Origin of the sequence: Peribacillus sp. NPDC097224, assembly GCF_044761985.1 — a bacterium.
GTDB lineage: Bacteria > Bacillota > Bacilli > Bacillales > DSM-1321 > Peribacillus.
Window position 1 is genome coordinate 276,865 of the sequence record NZ_JBIWDK010000002.1, and the last position, 20,788, is coordinate 297,652.

The following is a 20,788-nucleotide window of genomic DNA, read 5'->3' on the forward strand; positions in this document are numbered from 1 at the left end:
TTGTTTGCAAGAGGCATTCAGGTTTAAAACCTTAATATATGGGTAGTATGGATAAAGTGGAAATTCATCCCTGAACGGCATAATTCAAATTAAATATAATTTGAAAGGAGCATTCATAGGAAATTGTCGAACGAATAATCAAATATCGGGTTTGTTTTGTTTGACCTTAATTGACCAAAAAGTGTATCATACATACATAAAGAATTTAAATGATTCTCTTAATCGAAGGAGGAAATGAACATGAATTTAATTCCTACAGTAATCGAACAAACAAGTCGTGGGGAGCGTGCCTACGATATTTATTCCCGTTTATTAAAGGACCGGATCATCATGCTTGGAAGTGCTATCGACGACAATGTATCCAATTCAATTGTCGCTCAATTACTATTCTTAGAAGCTGAAAATCCTGAAAAAGATATCACATTATACATCAACAGCCCAGGTGGAAGCATCACTTCCGGTATGGCTATCTATGATACGATGCAATATATCAAGCCTAATGTCTCTACTGTATGTATCGGTATGGCGGCTTCAATGGGTGCATTCCTATTGGCTGCTGGGGAAAAAGGAAAACGTTTTGCCCTTCCTAACAGTGAAGTCATGATTCACCAACCACTTGGAGGCGCACAAGGACAAGCAACGGAAATCGAGATTGCTGCCCGCCGTATCCTTCACTTGAAAGATAAATTGAACCAAATCTTAGCCGACCGTACTGGTCAACCTCTTGAAGTTCTTCAAAGAGATACAGAACGTGATAACTTCATGACTTCTGAGAGAGCTCTTGAATATGGCTTGATTGACAAAGTCATCACTCGTAGCCACCTTGATGAAAAGAAAGAATCTTAATACGAAACTGAACGGACTCCATTCGAGTCCGTTTTTTCTATAAAAAAAGGGATGCCGTGTAAGCATCCCATTTTTCTTATCCTTCTTGCTGTACGAATTCTACCAACGCTTCCATCGCATCCTGTTCGTCGCGACCGTCTACAATAAGCTTGATGGATACACCAGAACTAATGGCAAGGCTCATTAAACCCATGATGCTTTTGGCATTCACCTTTTTTCCTTCTTTTTCAAGGAAAACATCTGAATGAAAGCGGTTAGCCTCTTGAACGAAAAGAGCCGCCGGGCGGGCTTGTAAACCTGTCTTCAGTTTTACTTCTATTTGTTTTTCCACCATCTTGATCTCTCCATTTACACCTTATTATTTTTTCGCAGAAAAAGCTTCTCCCCCACGGAGTCTATCAGCTATTTCATCAATTTTTCGCAGTCTGTGATTAATGCCGGATTTGCTGATCGACCCACCAGAAACCATTTCACCCAGTTCCTTTAGGGTAATATCCTGAAAAGCGATCCGTAGCTCCGCGATTTCCCGTAACTTATCCGGTAAAATGCTTAGTCCCACCGTGTCTTCGATATAATGGATATTTTCAACTTGCCGCAGTGAAGCCCCAATCGTCTTATTCAAATTAGCAGTTTCACAATTTACGAGCCTATTGACGGAATTACGCATATCCCGGACAATTCGTACATCCTCAAATCTTAATAACGCTGAGTGCGCTCCAACAATGCTTAAGAACTCGGCAATTTTCTCGGCTTCTTTTAAATAAATGATATATCCCTTTTTTCGTTCAAGCGTCTTTGCCTTTAAATCAAACTTATTCATTAATTCACATAAGGCATCATTATGTTCTTTATAAAGAGAGAAAATTTCCAGGTGATAAGATGACGTTTCTGGATTATTGACCGAACCTCCAGCAAGGAAAGCACCTCTTATATACGAACGCTTACAGCATTTCTTCCCAACTATATTATCGGATATGTCATGGAGAATTTCAAACCCTTCTCCTAATATTTCTAAATCGGTCAAGATCCGCTGTCCTCCCGCTGACATCCTGACAATATACACATTATTCTTTTTGAGTTTCATCTTCTTACGAACGAGCAGTTCGACCTGGACCTCATAACTCTTTTTCAAAAGTGTATAGATCCTTCTGGCAATCGCCGCATTTTCCGTTTGTATATCCACGACAAGCTTACGATTCGAAAAGGAAAGGGATCCGTTCATCCGAATGAGCGCACACAGCTCGGCTTTCACGCAACAATCCTTACTTTCCAATGTAGTCAGTTCTTTTTTTGTTTCCGAAGCAAAAGACATTCATTTCACCCCCAATTGAACATAGGTTATCTATTTTTTTAGTCAAAAGACAGTCTCCACCTATATTTAAGGAGCTATATGACTTTCATGTATCAGCATATTATATAGTAAATCCGCCACCTTTTTGGTGTCATGGCGAATGACGTCCCCCTCAAAGCTGAAAATGTGCCCCTGTATGATTTCAAGGCCCATTCTTTTTAAACTCTCGACATCATACACAACCGGTTTTGCATACTCCGCATGATACCGTTGCTGAATTTCAGATGGTATTTCTTCAGCATTGACAAGAATGCGATCTATGTAGGCATTCCCCATGTGATCATATATCGCTTTTATATGGTCGCTCGCGCTATAATCCAGTGTCTCCCCTGCTTGGGTCATTAGATTGCAGATGTACACTTTCTTAGCTTTGGAGCGGGCGATTTCTTCTCCGATACCTGGAACAAGTAAATTAGGAAGGATGCTCGTATATAAACTACCTGGACCAATCACAATCAGGTCGGCCTGCTTAATTGCCTGAATCGTTTCACTGAGCGGCTTTATGTGTTGAGGAGATAGAAATACTCTTTTTATCTTCTTGCCTGATAAGGGGATTTTTGACTCTCCCGTTACAAAAGTTCCATCTTCCATTTCAGCATGAAGGACCACACTTTGGTTAGCAGCAGGAAGGACTTTGCCACGGACATTCAGGAACTTACTCATTTCCTGGATTGCATGGACAAAGTCCCCCGTCAATGAAGTCATGGCAGCAAGGATTAGATTTCCTAATGAATGACCGGACAATTCATTTTTACTTTGAAAACGGTGTTGAAACATCTGCTCGACAAGTGGCTCTACATCCGAGAGTGCCGCCAAGACATTACGGATATCACCTGGAGCAGGGATGTGCATATCTTCGCGGATACGACCGGAGCTTCCACCATCGTCGGCAACCGTCACGATTGCTGTTATATCTACTGGGTATTTCTTCAACCCCCTAAGTAGGACTGGAAGGCCCGTTCCCCCTCCAATGATCACTACTCTAGGCTGTTTCTCTTTATCTGGCATCTACTTTCCCCTTACTCTTTTCGATATCACGATGGGACACATGAACCGTATAGCTCTTTTGAAAAAAATTAGAAATGTATTCGGTCAAAGCTACAGAACGGTGCTGACCACCTGTACATCCAATCGCAATAACAAGCTGGGCTTTTCCTTCACGTTTATAATACGGAAGCATGAACGCAAGCAAATCCGTCAGCTTTTCTAGGAACTTTTGAGTCTCGCCCCATTTTAAAACGTAACTGGACACTTCCTTATCAAGGCCAGTCTTTGGTCTCATTTGATCGATATAGTATGGGTTAGGCAGAAACCGCACGTCAAACACAAGGTCCGCATCAATTGGCAAGCCATGTTTGAAACCGAAAGACATGACATTAACAGAAAATCCAACCTGTTTATCCTTTGAAAACTCAGATGCAATCTTTTCCCTTAATTCGCGTGGCTTCAGCTGGGACGTATTGAAAATTAACTGCGCCCGACCTTTTAATTCATCCAAAAGGTCCCGTTCCAATTTAATGCCCTCTAACGGCCGGTCCATCGGAGCTAATGGATGAGTCCTTCTCGTTTCTTTATATCGACGGACCAAAGCTTCATCATCCGCCTCAAGAAAGAGGATCCTAGGGGAGACCCATGATGTTTCCGTCAATTGATCCAAGGCAAGGAACAAAGAATCGAAAAACTCCCGCCCCCGTAAATCCATGACAAGGGCTACTTTATTCATCTTATTTCCAGAGTCTTTCATCAACTCCAAAAACTTTGGCAATAAAGCGGGCGGCAAATTATCGACGCAAAAAAAACCGAGGTCTTCAAAACTTTGAATAGCCACCGTCTTTCCTGCTCCTGACATTCCTGTTATGACGACCAACTGCGTATCATTCATCTGCCCATCACTCATTCTTTTCGCCCCCTGGAGTAGTAATCGCTTTTATAAATAATCATTAACCTGGATCAAGTCGATAGGAAAGTAACTTAAACTCGGGTGTATAGGTAAAGGTACCGTAGATTACTCCGCTTCCCTGAACCATATAATCTAGAATATGATAATCCCCTTCGGCCATGTCCAGTTTTTTAACATCTTCAATAGGGTGCCAAAATAGCTCGCCTTCTTCACACACATCCACATTGATGCCATCGGAATCAGTAGCAAAGAAAGTAAACATCATCCATTCGGATAATACTTTGTCTCCATCCTTCATAATGAAGGTGAAGATTCCTTTAATGGTGGGGTTTTTCAAGTAAACGCCCGTCTCTTCACGGTATTCCCTAATACAAGCATCCCGGATTGATTCACCAGGCTCCATCTTGCCGCCTGGGGCTACCCACCATCCACGTCTTGGTTTCTTTAATAAAAGGATCTTATTGTCCTTAACTAATACACAGTTTGTGACACGTTGCACGTTCTTCACCTCAAATTGGCCTATGCTCGACTATAGAAACTTCTCCTCTGACTTCCTTAGAGTATCCGTTCAATTCTTAAATCACCGCTAGACATCCATCCGGCGATTTACCAAATGCTTATAGTACAAACAAGCTGTATTTTACATCTTACCTCTATGATTAAACTATGTGTAGTATATCTTATCATTATACTATTTTTGAAATAAGCTAACAATAAAGGAAACTTCCTGGTTTGGTTGATTATTCATGACCACACAATCACTTTGTACCCATAACCCATGTCCCCCATCAAAAAAAAGACACAGATTCCTCTGTGCCCAACACGTTATATAATAAAGGGGGTCAATACTACCCTAACTATACCCAATCTTTATTGCATGGATGTTACAGCCTCGTTAAAACACAATGACGAAGTGTAAATTTTTGTATAAGCGGTTACGCTTTAATTTGCAACTTTTCTTTTAGTTCTTCCACATAGTGCTGAACCGATTGTGCAGCGATACTACCGTCCCCAGTAGCCGTCACGATTTGGCGCAATGTTTTTTCACGAACGTCTCCAGCTGCAAAGATGCCTGGAACCCGTGTTTCCATTACATCGTTCGTCTCGATATAGCCCGTAGCATTCAAGATGCCCAGATTTTCAAAAGGCTTGGTTAAAGGAAGCATACCGATATAGATGAATACTCCGTCTGCCTTTAGCTCTTTTTCTTCTCCGTTAGCCGTTGAAACAAGTGTGACACTACCGACTTTTCCGCTCTCTTCATTGATTTGCTTCAATGTATGATTCCAGATGAAGTCGATTTTTTCATTAGCAAACGCACGATCTTGAAGGATTTTCTGTGCACGAAGTTCGTCACGTCTATGAACGATCGTCACCTTAGAAGCGAAGCGAGTTAAGTAGACGCCCTCTTCAACAGCAGAGTCTCCTCCACCGATGACGAACAGTTCTTTCTCTTTAAAGAAAGCCCCATCACAGACAGCACAATAAGAAACACCGCGGCCACCCAACTCTTTTTCACCCGGGACGCCGATTTTCTTATATTCCGCACCTGAAGAAACGATGATAGAACGTGCTTTGAATTCCTTGGAGCCTGCTTTGATGGTTTTGTACTCTTCCCCATCAATGATTTCCTTAACATCTCCATAAGCGTATTCCGCACCGAATTTTTTAGCATGGTCAAACATTTTTGTAGATAGCTCAGGCCCAAGAATGGTGTCGAATCCTGGGTAGTTTTCGACTTCTTCCGTATTGGCCATCTGGCCTCCTGGCACTCCGCGTTCTAGCATCAATGTTGAAAGGTTCGCACGTGATGTATATACAGCAGCAGTCATCCCAGCAGGACCCGCTCCGATAATCACAACGTCATAAATTTTTTCAGACATAATTCTCACTCCTTCATATTCCATTACAAATGGAACTTTCACTACGGTTAGTGTTCCCTACCTATTATCCTATATAACAAATAATTTTTCGTCCAAATATTTGCTCAACCTAACAGGTTTTGAACAAGCTTTACATACTTCGACAAAGTGGACACCGATATGAAATATTTATCCGCGATGACCTGTTTACTCATCTTTTCGTTTTTCAGCTTATTCCATACATATTCGACAGCTGACGCCCAACCTGCTGGATTGTTCAGCTTCTGATTCGCATGGGTAGCCTCGACGAAGACAGAAAACCACATTAAATAAAGACCTGCTTCATTTAATTGGATAGGGTGAAAATGCTGATATAACAATTCTGCCGTCCGATCGGCAAAACCAATCGCTGTCAGTTGGCGGTCTTTATTAGGTTCCTGCACCATGTCGGCATAATCCTTTTCCCATTCGGTGAAATTCTGCTTCATGCCGAAAACCTGGTTTTTCAAAAGCTTCGGTTTATGAACGGAGTGCTTTAATAGGAAAATAGCAAACAATCTTTCTTCGATAAATTCACTATCAAGCCGTTTTATAATAGAAGGAAGGTGATTTTCAAACCCATCAGAGGTAGCGTTCATATCCCCCCATGGCTCCATGCCTTCTTTTTCTGGATTCATTTCAATGACCTTTTTCCATGCTTTTCTGGCGGCCTGTTCATGTCCTAAATGATGAGCCGATATCGTCAGCCAATAGTAGAACGTTCCGTCACCTTCAAATCCTTGCTTTTGTAGCACATTTAACCATTTATATGCAGATGCATAGTTTCCGATTAATGCAAAAGTGGCACCGAGCTTGAAGCGATGTTCCGATAGCATCGGCCGGATCTTTTCGAGCATCGAAACAAGTTCATCCACCTTCTCATCTTCCTGCTGATAATGATAAAAGACGACTAAATTGCATAGCGCATGCAGGTTTCCTGGGCTTTTTTCCAGGACCTCATCCAATGTGGAGAACGCCTCATCTTCCTGCCCAAGGTAAAAGTAGGCTAACGCAAGGTTATTGTAAGCGGACCAGTAATCCTTATATTCGGCAATCGTTTCTTTTAACACTTCAATCGCTCTAGGGAAGTCGCCCGCTTCCAAATATTCACGCGCTTTCTCCTGTTTGGCAATCAGGCCATCATGCTTGAAGGGATTTTCCTCCGAACCATCTGACTCAAAGGTGATAAGTTCAAGAAGATCCTCAGCGTCGTCACTGAATTCCCCGTCTTCCTCTTTATCCAGGTAAGCACTCGCATGGCGGTATGCTTCCTTGAACATGCCTAAATGGGCATAATTATTGGCTAGGAAGTAATGGCATTCCGACATAAAGGGATCCATTACATCCAAGATATTTTCTAGAAGGTTATTGGAATAATTGTATTCTCCGATTTCCGAACAAGTAATTGCCAATTGGCATGCAATCATCGGTTCAGCGGGTTCAAGTTCCAAGGCACGTTCCAGGTATTTTTTTGACTTTGGTAATTCATGTCTATGATATGCTTTTAAACCCTTGGTGAAGTAATACTCACCAGTAGGGTGAAAGGTTAGAATTTTTGCCTGTTGGCCATAATTAGAGTCTTTACTCATGTAATCCTCCATCTACAAGTTGATTAACTATAGTATTATACCATATGGAAGGATTTTTGCCGAACGATTCAAGAAACTGGAAATTGATATTTGACTTCCTTTTTCTCGATTTGACGGGTGGCCTTTGTAAAAAAAACACCCTCCGAAGAAGGAGGGCAATAGACCTGCTTAGGCCTTTGATTTTGGCTCGTCTTTTACGGAATGCCTAGCTTTTAATACATCAAGAACGGCCTGGAAAGGTAATTCCTGTTCTTGTAGCAGGACGAATAAGTGATAAAGGAGATCGGCACTTTCCATCGAAAGTTCTTCGGCATCACGATTTTTGGCAGCTATGATGACTTCAGCGGATTCTTCCCCCACTTTTTTCAGGATTTTATCAACGCCTTTTTCGAATAAGTAGGTCGTATAAGATCCTTCAGGCATTTTTGCTTTTCGCTCTGCAATCAACCCTTCCAATTCCGTTAGGAAATTCACGTTCGTCGGTCCAGATTGTTGCACTTCTTCATCTTTATAAATCGTTGTGCCGAAGCAACTAGTTGCACCAGTATGGCATGCGGGCCCTGCAGGTACAACCTTCACGACTAATGCATCCTGGTCGCAGTCATATTTCATTTCGACTATTTTTTGTGTATTTCCGCTCGTTTCCCCTTTATGCCATAACTCATTGCGAGAACGGCTATAGAATACCGTCTCCCCTTTTGCGATGGAAAGATTCAAGGATTCTTTGTTCATGTAAGCAAGTGTAAGCACTTCTCCTGTACCAGCATCCTGGATAATCGCTGGAATAAGGCCTTTTTCATCATATTTAATAGTATCGAAATTCATCGTACAACCACTCCTTGTTGTTTGAGAAACGTTTTGACTTCTTTAACTGATGTTTCTTTATAATGGAAAATTGAAGCCGCCAATGCCGCGTCCGCTTTTCCTTCTTCAAATGCAGTCTGGAAATGCTCCGCATTCCCGGCACCACCCGAGGCAATGACCGGAACGGAAACAGCTTCAGATACCGCTTTCGTTAATGCAATGTTAAACCCTTGCTTCTCGCCATCACAATCCATGCTAGTTAATAAGATTTCACCGGCACCACGGCTGACCGCTTCCTTTGCCCACTCTATGACTTCCCATTCTGTCGGTTTTCTGCCCCCATGGGTATACACACGCCAAGAACCAAGTGCTTCATCATATCGTGCATCAATGGCAATGACGATGCATTGCGCTCCAAAGTAATCGGAACCTTCATTAATTAAGTCAGGTCGTAGGACGGCGGCTGTATTTAGAGACACTTTATCAGCGCCTGCTCGTAGAATCTTCTTCATGTCCGCTAGCGAGTTAATGCCACCGCCAACCGTAAAGGGGATGGCAAGGCTACCTGCCACACTTTGAACGACGTCGACAATGGTTTCCCGTCCTTCATGCGAAGCAGAAATATCAAGGAAGACCAGTTCATCGGCTCCTTCTTGATCGTAAAAGGCCGCAAGTTCGACAGGGTCCCCCGCATCTCTTAAGGAAACAAACTGAATCCCCTTAACGACGCGTCCATCCTTTACATCCAAACAGGGGATAATCCGTTTTGTCAGCATTTAACCACGCACCTTTTCCAGCGCTTCTTTTACCGTGAAGCGGTTCGTATAAATGGCCTTGCCGATAATCGCCCCTGCAACACCTTGGGCTTCATATTCTTGGAGTTTGATAAGGTCAGCAAGCGAACTGATGCCTCCTGATGCGATCACATTCTTACCGGTTGCTTCCGCCATCGCGACAATCCCCTTCACATTAGGACCCGAAAGCATCCCGTCCGTCGCGATATCTGTCACGATAAACGTTTCCGCACCGGCATCAGCAAGAATTTTCCCAAGATCGATGGCCAGTGTTTCAGAGGTTTGTAGCCAACCATGCGTGGCCACTTTACCATCCTTCGCATCTATTCCAATCGCGATGTGTTTCCCGTATTTTCTAATCATTTCTTTTGTGAATTCAGGATTGGAAACGGCTGTGCTGCCAAGAATGACACGCTCTACACCGTTATCGAGATAATGGGCAATATCCTCCTCCGTCCGAATCCCGCCGCCGATTTGGACACGCGCCCCCAACTCTTTTGCCGCTTTAATCACGTATGAGTCATTGATGCGCACGCCTTCTTTGGCCCCATCCAAATCAACCATATGTATCCACTCTGCTCCTTGGTCCGCAAAGCTTTTGGCCATATCAAAGGGAGAATCTCCATAGACCGTTTCCTGATTATAGTCTCCCTGGATTAAGCGGACGCATTTGCCGCCCCGCATATCAATCGCCGGGTAAATCGTAAAGTTGCTCATGCTTTTTCCTTCCCTTCCACTAACGACAAATAATTTTTCAAGAGAGACATGCCCATCTGCCCGCTTTTCTCCGGATGAAACTGCATGCCGAACACATTGCCTTTCCCCACGATCGCCGGTACCTCCACATCATAGGTTGCTGAAGCGATCATATACGATTCATCGGTATCTGCATAATAGGAATGGACGAAGTACACATGCTCTTCTGCAAGACCGTCGATTAATGGCGAAGATTGTTTAAATTCAAGGTGGTTCCAGCCCATATGTGGTACTTTATATGTTTGTTCGTTAGCATCAACACCGGTAAAACGAACGACTTTCCCCGGAATTAGAGAAAGTCCTTTTGCTGGTCCATTCTCTTCACTTTCATCAAATAGAAGTTGCATGCCAAGGCAAATCCCGAGTAAAAATCCACCATCGGCGACGTATTGTTTCAGGAACTCATCAAGCTTCTGTTTTTCCAAAAGACTCATCGCATCTCTGAATGAACCGACGCCTGGTAGGATGATGCCTGTCGCTTTGGCCAGCTCGGCTGGGTCGTCGGAAATGAATGAATCAGCTTCCAAACGTTCGAGCCCCTTACTGACGGAAAATAAATTCCCCATTCCGTAATCGACGATCCCGATCATTTACAACATTCCTTTCGTCGATGGAATCCCTTTTTCTCGCGGATCGATAGAAGTAGCTTCATCCAATGCACGCCCTAGCGCTTTAAAGACCGCCTCAATCATATGATGCGTATTATGGCCATAATGAACGATGACATGCAGGTTCATTCGTGCTTCAAGCGCAAACTTCCAAAGAAATTCATGCACCAATTCCGTATCGAATGTCCCGACCTTCTGCGAAGGGAACTCTGCACGGAACTCAAGGTGCGGCCGATTACTTAAATCGATGACCACTTGAGCAAGAGCCTCGTCCATCGGTACGAAGGCATTTCCATAACGTTTGATGCCACGCTTGTCCCCAAGGGCTTCCAATAACGTCTGCCCTAAGCAAATGCCGATATCTTCAGTTGTATGATGATCATCAACCTCCGTATCCCCCTTCGCATCCACAGTAAGATCGAACTTCCCATGCTTCGTGAACAAATCAAGCATATGCGTCATAAACGGAACACCCGTCTCAATCGACGAATTCCCTTCCCCATCGACACCAAACCTCAAACTAATATCCGTCTCATTCGTCTTCCGCTCCACACTAGCAAAACGCTCCATAACTAATCCTCCTCAAATCGGGGGTCAGACCCCATTTCCCAAGTTCGTAAACTCTTTGAAAACGCTTATATATCAATACTTTCAATGATTTATTTAGGGGTCAGACCCTATTTCCCAAGTTCATGCACACCACGGGATTCGATGGCGCGTGCGTGGGCTTCGAGTCCTTCCATTCGGGCAAATGCGGCAATTTTTGCCGCGTTTTGTCGGAATGCCGTTTCACTGTACATGATGATGCTCGATTTCTTTTGGAAATCGTCAACATTTAATGGACTAGAGAAACGGGCCGTCCCGTTCGTAGGTAAGACATGATTCGGTCCTGCGAAATAATCCCCCACCGGCTCCGAACTGAAACGGCCGATAAAGATGGCCCCGGCGTGGCGGATTTTCGCCATCACTTCAAGAGCATCACGAGTCACAATTTCCAAATGCTCTGGTGCCAGCTCATTTACGGCACCAATGGCCTCGTCCATATTCTCACAGACAACAATCCGCCCGTAATCCTTAATCGCAGCTTCTGCAATTTCCCGCCGTGGAAGTAATGCAACCTGCTTCTCCACTTCTTTAGCCACTTCCGTTGCAAGGACCATTGAAGTCGTCACAAGGACACTACAGGCACGAGCATCATGTTCTGCCTGTGATAACAGATCCGCGGCCACTTCCGAAGCAACAGCCGTATCATCTGCAAGGACGGCAATTTCACTAGGGCCTGCAATCATGTCGATTGCCACGTCCCCGAATACTTCCCGTTTCGCCAATGCTACATATATATTGCCGGGACCGACGATTTTATCGACATGCACAATCGTTTCTGTTCCATAAGCAAGTGCCGCAATCGCTTGAGCCCCACCGATCTTGTAAATCTCCGTCACACCGGCAATTTTCGCAGCGGCTAAAACGGCCGGTGTCAATTTCCCGTCTTTCCCAGGTGGAGATACCATGACGATTCGCTTCACCCCCGCCGCTTTGGCGGGCATCACATTCATCAGAACGGATGATGGATAGGCAGCCGTTCCACCGGGAACATAAACCCCAACCGCATCAAGGGGCGTCATTTTCTGGCCCAGCATCGTTCCATTCTCATCGGTTGTGATCCAGGAGTTCCTAATTTGTTTCTCGTGAAACATTCTGATATTATCGGCCGCTTCCTGAATGATCGCTACCTGCTCCTCAGTTAAATCCGCTGTTGCCTCTTCGATTTCCTGTTCGGTAACTAGAAACTCTTCAAGACGAACGCCGTCGAAACGTTCCGTAAAATTATGTAATGCTTCATCCCCATTTTTTCTCACAGCATAAATGATATCCTGTACCGCTTTTCGTTGATCGGCAGTACCTGCATCAACTGAACGCTTTAAGGAAATGCCTTCTGCAAACCGTGCAATTTTCATGTTTCCACCTCATAAACGTACGTATTATTGTTCTATGATTTCCGCTAAACGATCGACAATTTCCGTAATTCGCGCCTCTTTAATTCGGTAACTGACAGGATTCGCCACCAACCTTGAAGTCACATCGGCAATTTTCGCATATTCGACCAAACCATTTTCCTTCAATGTTTGACCTGTTGAGACGATATCCACGATTCTCTCTGCCAAGCCAATTAATGGAGCTAACTCAATCGAACCATTCAATTTGATGATTTCGACCTGCTCACCTTGCTGGCGAAAATAACTCGAGGCCACATTCGGGTATTTACTGGCAATTTTAGGGGCAAATGAGCTGATTTTCGTTCCAGGTAGCCCGGCCACCGCTAAGTAGCAAGCACTGATTTTCAAATCCAGCAACTCATAAACATCGCGTTCTTCCTCTAACATTACATCCTTGCCCGCAATCCCCATGTCCGCAACTCCATGCTCCACATAGGTTACGACATCCATCGGCTTTGCTAAAATGAACCGAAGATTTTCCTCTTCCACTTCGATGATTAACTTACGGGAATCATCAAACTCAGGAGGTAGACGGAAGCCGGCCTTCCTTAATAGCTCCGCCGCTTCTTCAAAAATTCTGCCTTTAGGCATCGCTATTGTTAAAAAGCTATTACTCATCTTGTCCATTCCCCCCATTCCCTACAAACATATGCACATCAGAAAAAGTTCTTGTAAACGCATCGACATTTTGTACGACCGTAATATCTTGAATCGTGATTCTCTTGCCTTCCAATCGTTTCGATTTCGCAAAATCAAGGGCTTCCGCTCGGCGCTCCGGACTGAACAAAATGCACTCCGGTGCAATTAGCTGACTAGGTTCGCCTAGTGCTTCGGCAAGGCGATCGACACGAATTGCAAAACCAGTGGCAGAGGCATCCCATCCGAATTTTTCAAGTAAGTTGTCATAACGTCCACCATTCCCGATCGGCGACCCAACTTGACCTGCATACACTTCGAACAGCGTTCCGGTGTAATAACTCATATGACTGACTAGCGTTAAATCAAGGTTCACATACTGATCGACACCGAATTCCTTCAGCTGTACAGCCAGTTCCCTCAGTTCATCGAGTGAATCCTGTCCTTTTCCATTCTCAAGCAGCGCCATTGCTTTTGACAAAGTGCCCTCACTTCCTCTTAAGGAAATGAATTCGATGAGCCTTTGTTTATCAATAGAAGAAAGCGGAAGCGATTTTACATGTTCACGAAAACCAACATAGTTCTTCTCATATAACAACTTTCTTAAAACCGAAGCTCTTTCTTCCGTCCCTAATATGCTCAAGAAGAATTCCTGTAAAAATCCGATATGCCCGATGGATATTTTGAAATCCTCGAGGCCGGCAGCCTTCAGGACATCGGTAAGTAACGCGATCATTTCCGCATCTGCACTGATTGATTTGTTTCCAATACATTCAATTCCGATTTGCTCGAACTCAGCCGGTCTCCCGCCTTCACGTTGCTGGGCGCGATACACATTCGCTGAATAGGCTAGACGTAGTGGGATTTGTTGTTTAAGCAGTTTCGATGCCGCCACCCGGGCGATTGGAGCCGTCATATCCGGTCGAAGCACAAGCGTATGTCCCTGGGCATCAAGCAGTTTAAATAATTGCTGATCCAAAATGGCAGAAGCTTCCCCAATCGTTTCGTAATATTCCAAAGCAGGTGTTTCAATAAATTGATACCCCCACTTCTTGATCTCATCACTCATCTTATTTCGAACCGATACTTTGGTTTCGTATAGCATCGGTAATGTATCTCTCATCCCTAACGGTTTCTCAAACATAAATGGCTTAGTCACGACTGCACATCCTTTTGGAATAATGGGTACTGTATGTATTTCCATTCGACCCTCCTCTTTTAAAATGCAGGGCCTTGATAAATTAAATATGTGTTTACTTATATCTTTCCTATATGCCGATCTTAAAACCCCACTATGGGTCACATGTAAAATACTATCAAAAAAACTAACATAATCCTATAAATAATCGCAATTATCTATCAAATCGCTTTAGTTCGCTAATATGGTAACAAGATGAAGTTATTACTAGTGTACTCCTGCCCCCACCTCCCGTCAATGAAAAAAGGGGGTCAGACCCTATTTCCCAAACTCCTTATAAGCACCCGAGACTTACAGCGGCGTGGTTTTGGAAAAAAACAGGAGGGGTCAGACCCTATTTCCCGGTCCTTTTCTACTATCTTTATTCGATTTTCATTATTGTGTATATCTTTTGGTATGGAGGATTTATAATTTTTAGTGGTTTAGGTGTATTTTAACTTCTTAGGGGGAAATGATTTTGAATCGATTTTTGTCGTTTATTGTTGCAAGTGTCATCATTTTTACGTTCGGGTTTGGCGGGGATAAGGGGTTTGCCGCAATGAAAATCAATCAAGATGAGCTGAATGCCTATCTTGCTGAAATAAGAATGACGGAAGACGAGTTAAAAGAGTACTTGGACTACTATGATTTAACTTTGAAAGATTTCGATTCATTGGAAGAGCTACGCGATACTTGTGGTCCCATCGTTACTCCAGAATCTTTACAGGAGCTCCTGGATGAATATGAAATGACCGAAGAAGAGGTTACGAGCTTATTAGTGGAATATGGCGAAATGGAAAAAGGGGAAACCATTCTCGATTCGTTTCACTTCATTTACGATATTCAAGATATCATTGATATGGATTTAGAATCAGACATGGATTATGCCGACGAGGATCTTCTTGATTTGATGGACGGTCTATTTACCGAAGTCGATCTCACAGAAGAAGAACTCGACCGCCTGATGAACCATTTGTTGCCCATCGTCGAGGACCCTTCCTTCGAATCACGCTTAATGGCGATTGCCGATAAGATGGAACAATTGGAATACTTCGATACAATCGATGAACTTTCCGCTGAACAAGTGGCTGAAATGCTTTCAATTTATGATGAATTGCAAAACTTGTTGCAGATTCAATTCAAGTTTTCCTTAACTCATGAAGGCGTTACCTCCACTCTTTCTCTTGAATCATTATTCCAGCTAGAGGATTTAACGAATGCTAGCTTGCTAGTCTCCATCTATGACTTAAGTGGCAACCTCTTGCTTGATTTTAAATTGACTGGGGAAATGATTGGTTCCACTTTAGTGAAAGAAACAGGAAATGACCTTAAGCAAACAACGAAGGTCATAACCAAAGTGGCTGATGTAAAACAAGAAAAGCCTACACATAAAACGGAAAAAGGTGCTTTGATGCCCAAAACTTCCGGTAACTATCTTTTTGGTGCGTTAATCGGCTTAGTGATGATTGCCCTTGCCTACAGGCTGATCAGAAAAGCGACACTCGTAAAATAAGATGAATCCCAAGCAAAAGAAAAAGTGGCTGCTCCTTGTAGCTTCCTGCCTCATAATTGTAGGGTTTTATTTTACGACGACGAATGCCTATACGCTGTTAAAAGGCTATGCCCTCTATAAATGGAACAAGCCGGATAGTGTGGAGTCGACGGCGACCCTACACCCAGAAAAAAAGGACCCTGTTCCTGATCAACTATATGAAAAAAGGCCAGAAATGGGCGACCTGGTGGGTGAACTGTATATCCCCAAGCTCGAAGCAACCTTACCGATTTTTCATGGAACAGATGAGGATGAGCTTGAAAAGGGAGTCGGCCATTATGCAGGTTCTGTCCTGCCTGGGGAAAAGGATAATTCCGTTTTATCTGGCCATCGGGACACTGTATTCCGGAAGCTAGGTGAGGTTGGTAAGGGGGACTTGCTGATCACGAAGACAGAAGCAGGCACGTTCACGTATAAGGTAAGAAAGGTCCGTATTGTTGATGCCGATGACCGGACCGTGATCGTACCCAAGCCCAAAGCCACGCTAACGGTAACAACCTGCTATCCTTTTTCATATATTGGTAGTGCACCAGAGCGATATGTATTGATTGCTGATTTACTGAAATCGGAAGTGGACAATTGAAAGAGAGGGCTGCATCCTTTTTGCAGCCCTCTCTCCATTATAAGAGAGTAGGAGGACGGGCGCGTGACCGATAAAAGGGCGCAGGAAAAGTTCTTTCAAATCGTAAGAAACACATATGAAATCACGTCTAGTGAAGAGAATATATCATTGGCAGAGGTTATGGATCAGCTAAAAAAGGATTTGTCCCAGCTAAAAGGACTTACTCATTGAGCAAGTCCTTTTTCTTATAAAGAAGTTTGCTATTCACGCTTCAGCATTTCTTCTTTGGTATAAATCAGCTGCATCGGATTCCCACCAACGAAAGCTCCCTCTGGAACATCCTTATGAACAAGCGTCCCAGCTGAAACAATTGCCCCATTTCCGATTGTCAGTCCCGGAAGAATGGTGGAATTGGCTCCAATCAGTACTTCGTCCCCAATGACCACCTCTCCCAACCGGTACTCGTCGATCAAATATTCATGAGCAAGAATCGTCGTATTATAGCCGATGACTGTATTCCGCCCCACTGAAATCTTTTCAGGAAACATGACATCCGGCATGACCATCAAGGCGAACGAGGTATGCTTTCCCACTTCCATTCGCAGAAAGGTCCGGTACAACCAATTTTTCATGCCTAAAAACGGTGTATATCTTGCTAGTTGAATCACAATAAAATTCTTCACGACTTTCCAGAACGGGACGGTTTTATACACATGCCAAAGGGAATTGGCCCCTTTCACTGGAAAGCGGGTCGTCCGTCTCATCCCTTAACCTCTTCAAACTTCTCAGCCTCTACTATATCCAATAAATCAGACATGTTCTCCAGCATGAAATCTGGATGAAAGCTTTCCAGGAACTCCCGGCCCTTTATGGACCACGCAACACCGGCCGTTCTCGTTCCGGTGTTTTTTCCACCAAGAATATCATGATGGCTGTCGCCAATCATCACCGCTTCTTCTGGAATTGAGTCAAGCTGCTTTAATGCTTTTAACAGCGGCTCCGGATCTGGTTTTGCGTGTTTCACTTCATCCAAAGTGACTACGACATCAAAGAATTGATCAAGTTTGCTTAAGCGTAAGCCTCTTTCGACAATATCCCTTTTTTTCGTCGTCACGACAGCTAGCTTATAGCCACTTTGCTTCAACGTTTGGACCGTCTCGAAAACCCCATCAAATTGGGTTACCAGCATATCATGGTTTTTCCAATTATGTTCGCGATAGCGGGCGATCATTTCATCCGCGCGTTCCGGGTCTATCGAAGTAAACGTATCGACCAATGTCGGGCCTATGAATGGGATAATGTCCTCCCGCTTGAATTGTCCGGGATAATAATGGTTCAACGTTTCCGTAAAGGAGGCGATGATTAATTCATTCGTATTGATCAACGTTCCATCCAGGTCAAATAATAATGTAGTTATTTTACTGTTCATATGCGGCATCCTTCCTCTGTACACTGCTGTATCGATTCCATATATAAGCGACTACCATCGTCAGGACAATGGCGGTGACCAGCCTGATTAGTAATAAAGGCAAAACGGGAATCCCCAGTGGTATAAAAATCAATGTATCTTCTATAACGGCATGGCAGGCTACTAAAAAGATAAACGCGAGGGTCATATCCTTCTTCGAGACATTGTCTTCCTTGGCAGCCTGAATCATCACACCCGCTCCATAAGCAAGGCCAAGTGTCAGCCCTGCCACAAATGGCATTGATGTATTTGGCTTCATCCCCAGGATTTTCATAAAAGGAGCAAGTGCCTTGGAGAAGGCCTCCAGCCATTTTAAGTCTTTCATAATCTGAACAACGACCATAAGGGGCATCACGATGAGCGCCAGCTGTCCAATTCCGTATAGAGCCTGAATGACCCCATGTAATAGAATCGCACCCGTCCCGGTAATCTCGACTGTCTCCGGAACCGCAAAACCTTGGGCCATTTCCGTTCCACCCTGCCAAACGAGATTGATGATGACGGCAGACACTAGGGCGAGACCAAACCTGACCAGCAAAATGACCCACAGCTTGACGCCCGTTTTCATGGCTACCCCCGATTCGATAAATAAATTGTGTGAAAAGGATAACATCACGGCAATGATGAAGACTTCCTTTACCGTGAGATCGAGCGTCAAGATTCCTGCAATTGCCGCATATAAATTCAAGAAGTTCCCTAGTACAAGCGGGATGGCCGCATCACCAGGGAGACCTATTAAATTCATCAGTGGCGCAATTAAGTCAATCATCCATGGTAATACAGGTGTATACTGAAGCACCGTCACAATCAATGTAACCGGAAAAATGATTTTCCCCAATGTCCAAGTAGTATTTAAACCAGAAAGAATTCCCCTCTTAACGGAATCTACTATCACTATGCCCTCTCCCTTTACACATATTCTCTATGCATCTAAATATCGTTTATCCGCATGACCACGGAACCTTCTATAAAGAATGAAAGCAACAGCAATAATGATCAAGACAATGGAAATCACTTGGGCAATCCGAAGTGAATCCGTTAGCATCAAACTATCGGTCCGCAGTCCTTCAATGAAAAAGCGACCAACTGAATACCATAGAACGTATGTTAAAAATAACTCTCCCCTACGCAAGTTCACTTTACGCAATAATAGGAGGATGACCACGCCGACTATGTTCCAGACCGATTCGTATAAAAAGGTCGGGTGATAATACGTTCCATTTATGTACATTTGATTAATAATGAACTCTGGAAGATGTAAGTTTTCCAAGAAGGCCCTGGTTACTTCCCCACCGTGCGCTTCTTGGTTCATGAAATTGCCCCAACGGCCAATGGCCTGACCTAGCAACAAACTTGGAGCAGCGATATCCGCCAACTTCCAAAATGATACGTTCTTTACCTTTGCGAAGATGATGGCGGTTAGGACCGAACCGATTAATGCCCCATGGATGGCAATTCCGCCATTCCATATTTTAATGATGTCCCCGGGGTTTTGTGAATAATAATCCCATTGGAAGATAACATAATAAATGCGTGCACATATAATCGCAATGGGCACTGCAAAAAGGATCATATCCGTAAATAGTTCCTTGTCCAGACCTCGGCGTTCTGATTCCCTTAAGGCAATGATAAGGCCCAGTAGTACCCCAAACCCGATAATCAGCCCATACCAATGTATCTGGATGGAACCAAGTTCAATCGCAATCGGATTTAGTGGTTGAATTCCTTGCTCCATTTTGTCCCCTCTTTTCTGATAACTTTACTTAAAATTCATCGTTGTCCGAATCGGCAATAGCATTATTTAAACGATCCGAAAATTGTTCCGCCGCATTAACACCCATGCGTTTTAACCGGTAATTCATGGCGGCCACTTCAATGATGACAGCTAAATTTCGTCCTGGACGAACCGGAACGGTGATTTTCGTAATCTCTGTATCAATGATTTTCATTGTCTCTTCATCCAGACCGACCCGGTCATATTGCTTATTCTTTTCCCAAAGTTCCAGATTGATGACGATGGAAATTTTCTTGTGGCTCCGAACAGCTCCGGCCCCAAATAACGTCATGACATTGATGATGCCCAGTCCCCGGATTTCAAGAAGGTGCTCAATTAAATCCGGAGCATTCCCGACAAGCATATCCTGATCTTCCTGGCGGATTTCGACGCAATCATCGGCTACAAGACGATGTCCACGTTTAACCAGTTCGAGCGCCGTCTCACTTTTACCGACCCCGCTTTTTCCGGTAATCAGTACACCCAATCCATAGATATCCACTAACACACCATGAATCGCTGTAGTGGGGGCTAATTTACTTTCGAGAAAGTTCGTCAGACGGCTGAATAACCTCGTTGTCTTCATGGAGGACCGCATGACAGGAACGGACTCGCGTTCCGACGCTTCAATCAACTCGATAGGCACTTCCTGACCACGAGTGATGATGATTCCCGGTGTATAGTCTCTACATAGTTCTTCCATCCTTTGAATTCGATCGGCCTCATTCAGACGGTTGAAGAACGACATCTCCGTCATTCCCAGGAGTTGTACGCGATCTGCAGGATAGTAGTCGAAGAAACCAGCTATTTCCAATCCTGGTCGAGAAAGGTCACTTGTAACGATTGGACGGTTGATGCCTTCTTCACCACTGATAAGTTCAAGATCGAATGCTTCAACTACATCCTTTGTACGGACTTTTGCCATATATCTTTCCTCCTTTTTTGGAGCGATGTTTATTTTTAGCGATACTTTTTCATTTTAGCATTATTCTGTAAATAACCAAACCACGCATGATCAATTTATTCTTTTTTCCTATCCGGAAGCTACTTTACCCCTTTCCCATTTGATTATA

24 protein-coding genes are annotated in these 20,788 nt (G+C 43.8%); 4 read left to right on the forward strand and 20 right to left on the reverse strand.

What is annotated here, in order from left to right; genetic code table 11:
• Window positions 1-240 precede the first annotated feature (240 nt).
• Window positions 241-846 carry an ATP-dependent Clp endopeptidase proteolytic subunit ClpP gene (gene clpP, locus ACIQXR_RS04890; protein WP_402870740.1) on the forward strand — a complete coding sequence of 202 codons (606 nt, stop codon included), beginning with the start codon at window positions 241-243 and terminating at the stop codon, window positions 844-846.
• Window positions 847-922: 76 nt separating this feature from the next.
• Here clpP and ACIQXR_RS04895 read toward each other — a convergent pair whose 3' ends face one another.
• The 15 genes from ACIQXR_RS04895 to ACIQXR_RS04965 all read right to left on the reverse strand — a co-directional run bounded on the left by ACIQXR_RS04895 (window position 923) and on the right by ACIQXR_RS04965 (window position 14,386).
• Window positions 923-1,180: an HPr family phosphocarrier protein gene (locus ACIQXR_RS04895; RefSeq protein WP_402870738.1), complete on the reverse strand. Its 258-nt coding sequence runs from the start codon at window positions 1,178-1,180 to the stop codon at window positions 923-925.
• A 24-nt stretch (window positions 1,181-1,204) separates the two neighbouring features.
• Window positions 1,205-2,158: a DNA-binding protein WhiA gene (gene whiA, locus ACIQXR_RS04900; RefSeq protein WP_402870734.1), complete on the reverse strand. Its 954-nt coding sequence runs from the start codon at window positions 2,156-2,158 to the stop codon at window positions 1,205-1,207.
• Window positions 2,159-2,224: 66 nt separating this feature from the next.
• Window positions 2,225-3,205 (reverse strand): gluconeogenesis factor YvcK family protein, encoded by a 981-nt coding sequence (locus ACIQXR_RS04905; RefSeq protein ID WP_403079570.1) that lies wholly within the window; start codon window positions 3,203-3,205, stop codon window positions 2,225-2,227.
• Window positions 3,195-4,094, reverse strand: coding sequence for an RNase adapter RapZ (gene rapZ, locus ACIQXR_RS04910; protein WP_402954511.1), 900 nt, complete (start codon window positions 4,092-4,094; stop codon window positions 3,195-3,197). The genes ACIQXR_RS04905 and rapZ overlap by 11 nt, the downstream gene beginning before the upstream one ends.
• Before the next feature lie 43 nt (window positions 4,095-4,137).
• Window positions 4,138-4,596: an 8-oxo-dGTP diphosphatase gene (locus ACIQXR_RS04915; RefSeq protein ID WP_402871330.1), complete on the reverse strand. Its 459-nt coding sequence runs from the start codon at window positions 4,594-4,596 to the stop codon at window positions 4,138-4,140.
• 436 nt (window positions 4,597-5,032) lie between these two features.
• Window positions 5,033-5,983, reverse strand: coding sequence for a thioredoxin-disulfide reductase (trxB, locus tag ACIQXR_RS04920; protein ID WP_403079749.1), 951 nt, complete (start codon window positions 5,981-5,983; stop codon window positions 5,033-5,035).
• A 101-nt stretch (window positions 5,984-6,084) separates the two neighbouring features.
• The gene (locus tag ACIQXR_RS04925) at window positions 6,085-7,587 is read right to left on the reverse strand and encodes a tetratricopeptide repeat protein (RefSeq protein ID WP_402870725.1); all 1,503 of its coding nucleotides are present in this window, start codon (window positions 7,585-7,587) and stop codon (window positions 6,085-6,087) included.
• Window positions 7,588-7,755: 168 nt separating this feature from the next.
• Window positions 7,756-8,412 (reverse strand): bifunctional phosphoribosyl-AMP cyclohydrolase/phosphoribosyl-ATP diphosphatase HisIE, encoded by a 657-nt coding sequence (hisIE, locus tag ACIQXR_RS04930; protein ID WP_402954517.1) that lies wholly within the window; start codon window positions 8,410-8,412, stop codon window positions 7,756-7,758.
• Window positions 8,409-9,167 carry an imidazole glycerol phosphate synthase subunit HisF gene (hisF, locus tag ACIQXR_RS04935; protein ID WP_402870721.1) on the reverse strand — a complete coding sequence of 253 codons (759 nt, stop codon included), beginning with the start codon at window positions 9,165-9,167 and terminating at the stop codon, window positions 8,409-8,411. The genes hisIE and hisF overlap by 4 nt, the downstream gene beginning before the upstream one ends.
• Window positions 9,168-9,902: a 1-(5-phosphoribosyl)-5-[(5-phosphoribosylamino)methylideneamino]imidazole-4-carboxamide isomerase gene (gene hisA, locus ACIQXR_RS04940; RefSeq protein ID WP_402870718.1), complete on the reverse strand. Its 735-nt coding sequence runs from the start codon at window positions 9,900-9,902 to the stop codon at window positions 9,168-9,170.
• The gene (gene hisH / locus ACIQXR_RS04945; protein WP_402954523.1) at window positions 9,899-10,531 is read right to left on the reverse strand and encodes an imidazole glycerol phosphate synthase subunit HisH; all 633 of its coding nucleotides are present in this window, start codon (window positions 10,529-10,531) and stop codon (window positions 9,899-9,901) included. The genes hisA and hisH overlap by 4 nt, the downstream gene beginning before the upstream one ends.
• A complete protein-coding gene (hisB, locus tag ACIQXR_RS04950; protein WP_402954526.1) occupies window positions 10,532-11,119 on the reverse strand; it encodes an imidazoleglycerol-phosphate dehydratase HisB in 588 nt (195 codons plus the stop codon).
• A gap of 107 nt (window positions 11,120-11,226) precedes the next feature.
• Complete coding sequence (hisD, locus tag ACIQXR_RS04955) at window positions 11,227-12,507, reverse strand: histidinol dehydrogenase (RefSeq protein WP_403079572.1); 1,281 nt, start codon at window positions 12,505-12,507, stop codon at window positions 11,227-11,229.
• Window positions 12,508-12,531: 24 nt separating this feature from the next.
• Complete coding sequence (gene hisG, locus ACIQXR_RS04960; protein ID WP_402870706.1) at window positions 12,532-13,164, reverse strand: ATP phosphoribosyltransferase; 633 nt, start codon at window positions 13,162-13,164, stop codon at window positions 12,532-12,534.
• Window positions 13,157-14,386, reverse strand: a complete 1,230-nt coding sequence (locus ACIQXR_RS04965) for an ATP phosphoribosyltransferase regulatory subunit (protein ID WP_403079574.1) — start codon at window positions 14,384-14,386, stop codon at window positions 13,157-13,159. The genes hisG and ACIQXR_RS04965 overlap by 8 nt, the downstream gene beginning before the upstream one ends.
• A gap of 451 nt (window positions 14,387-14,837) precedes the next feature.
• Between ACIQXR_RS04965 and ACIQXR_RS04970 the strand changes: the two genes are divergently transcribed.
• The 3 genes from ACIQXR_RS04970 (at window position 14,838) to ACIQXR_RS04980 (ending at window position 16,704) form a co-directional block, all read left to right on the forward strand.
• Window positions 14,838-15,872, forward strand: a complete 1,035-nt coding sequence (locus ACIQXR_RS04970) for a processed acidic surface protein (RefSeq protein WP_403079576.1) — start codon at window positions 14,838-14,840, stop codon at window positions 15,870-15,872.
• Window position 15,873: 1 nt separating this feature from the next.
• A complete protein-coding gene (locus tag ACIQXR_RS04975) occupies window positions 15,874-16,494 on the forward strand; it encodes a class D sortase (protein WP_403079578.1) in 621 nt (206 codons plus the stop codon).
• Between the two features lie 63 nt (window positions 16,495-16,557).
• Window positions 16,558-16,704, forward strand: a complete 147-nt coding sequence (locus tag ACIQXR_RS04980) for a YwzD family small protein (protein ID WP_402870694.1) — start codon at window positions 16,558-16,560, stop codon at window positions 16,702-16,704.
• A gap of 29 nt (window positions 16,705-16,733) precedes the next feature.
• Here the strand turns inward: ACIQXR_RS04980 and ACIQXR_RS04985 are convergent, their stop codons facing one another.
• Genes ACIQXR_RS04985 through hprK form a run of 5 tightly spaced genes read right to left on the reverse strand, consistent with a single transcriptional unit; the run spans window position 16,734 to window position 20,640 of the window.
• Window positions 16,734-17,237 carry an acyltransferase gene (locus ACIQXR_RS04985; RefSeq protein WP_403079580.1) on the reverse strand — a complete coding sequence of 168 codons (504 nt, stop codon included), beginning with the start codon at window positions 17,235-17,237 and terminating at the stop codon, window positions 16,734-16,736.
• Window positions 17,234-17,902 (reverse strand): pyrophosphatase PpaX, encoded by a 669-nt coding sequence (gene ppaX / locus ACIQXR_RS04990; protein WP_402991289.1) that lies wholly within the window; start codon window positions 17,900-17,902, stop codon window positions 17,234-17,236. Before ppaX ends, ACIQXR_RS04985 begins: the two co-directional genes overlap by 4 nt.
• A complete protein-coding gene (locus ACIQXR_RS04995; protein WP_403079582.1) occupies window positions 17,892-18,836 on the reverse strand; it encodes a nucleoside recognition domain-containing protein in 945 nt (314 codons plus the stop codon). Before ACIQXR_RS04995 ends, ppaX begins: the two co-directional genes overlap by 11 nt.
• A gap of 27 nt (window positions 18,837-18,863) precedes the next feature.
• Window positions 18,864-19,676, reverse strand: a complete 813-nt coding sequence (lgt, locus tag ACIQXR_RS05000) for a prolipoprotein diacylglyceryl transferase (protein ID WP_402870683.1) — start codon at window positions 19,674-19,676, stop codon at window positions 18,864-18,866.
• Between the two features lie 28 nt (window positions 19,677-19,704).
• A complete protein-coding gene (gene hprK, locus ACIQXR_RS05005) occupies window positions 19,705-20,640 on the reverse strand; it encodes an HPr(Ser) kinase/phosphatase (protein WP_402870680.1) in 936 nt (311 codons plus the stop codon).
• Window positions 20,641-20,788 lie beyond the last annotated feature (148 nt).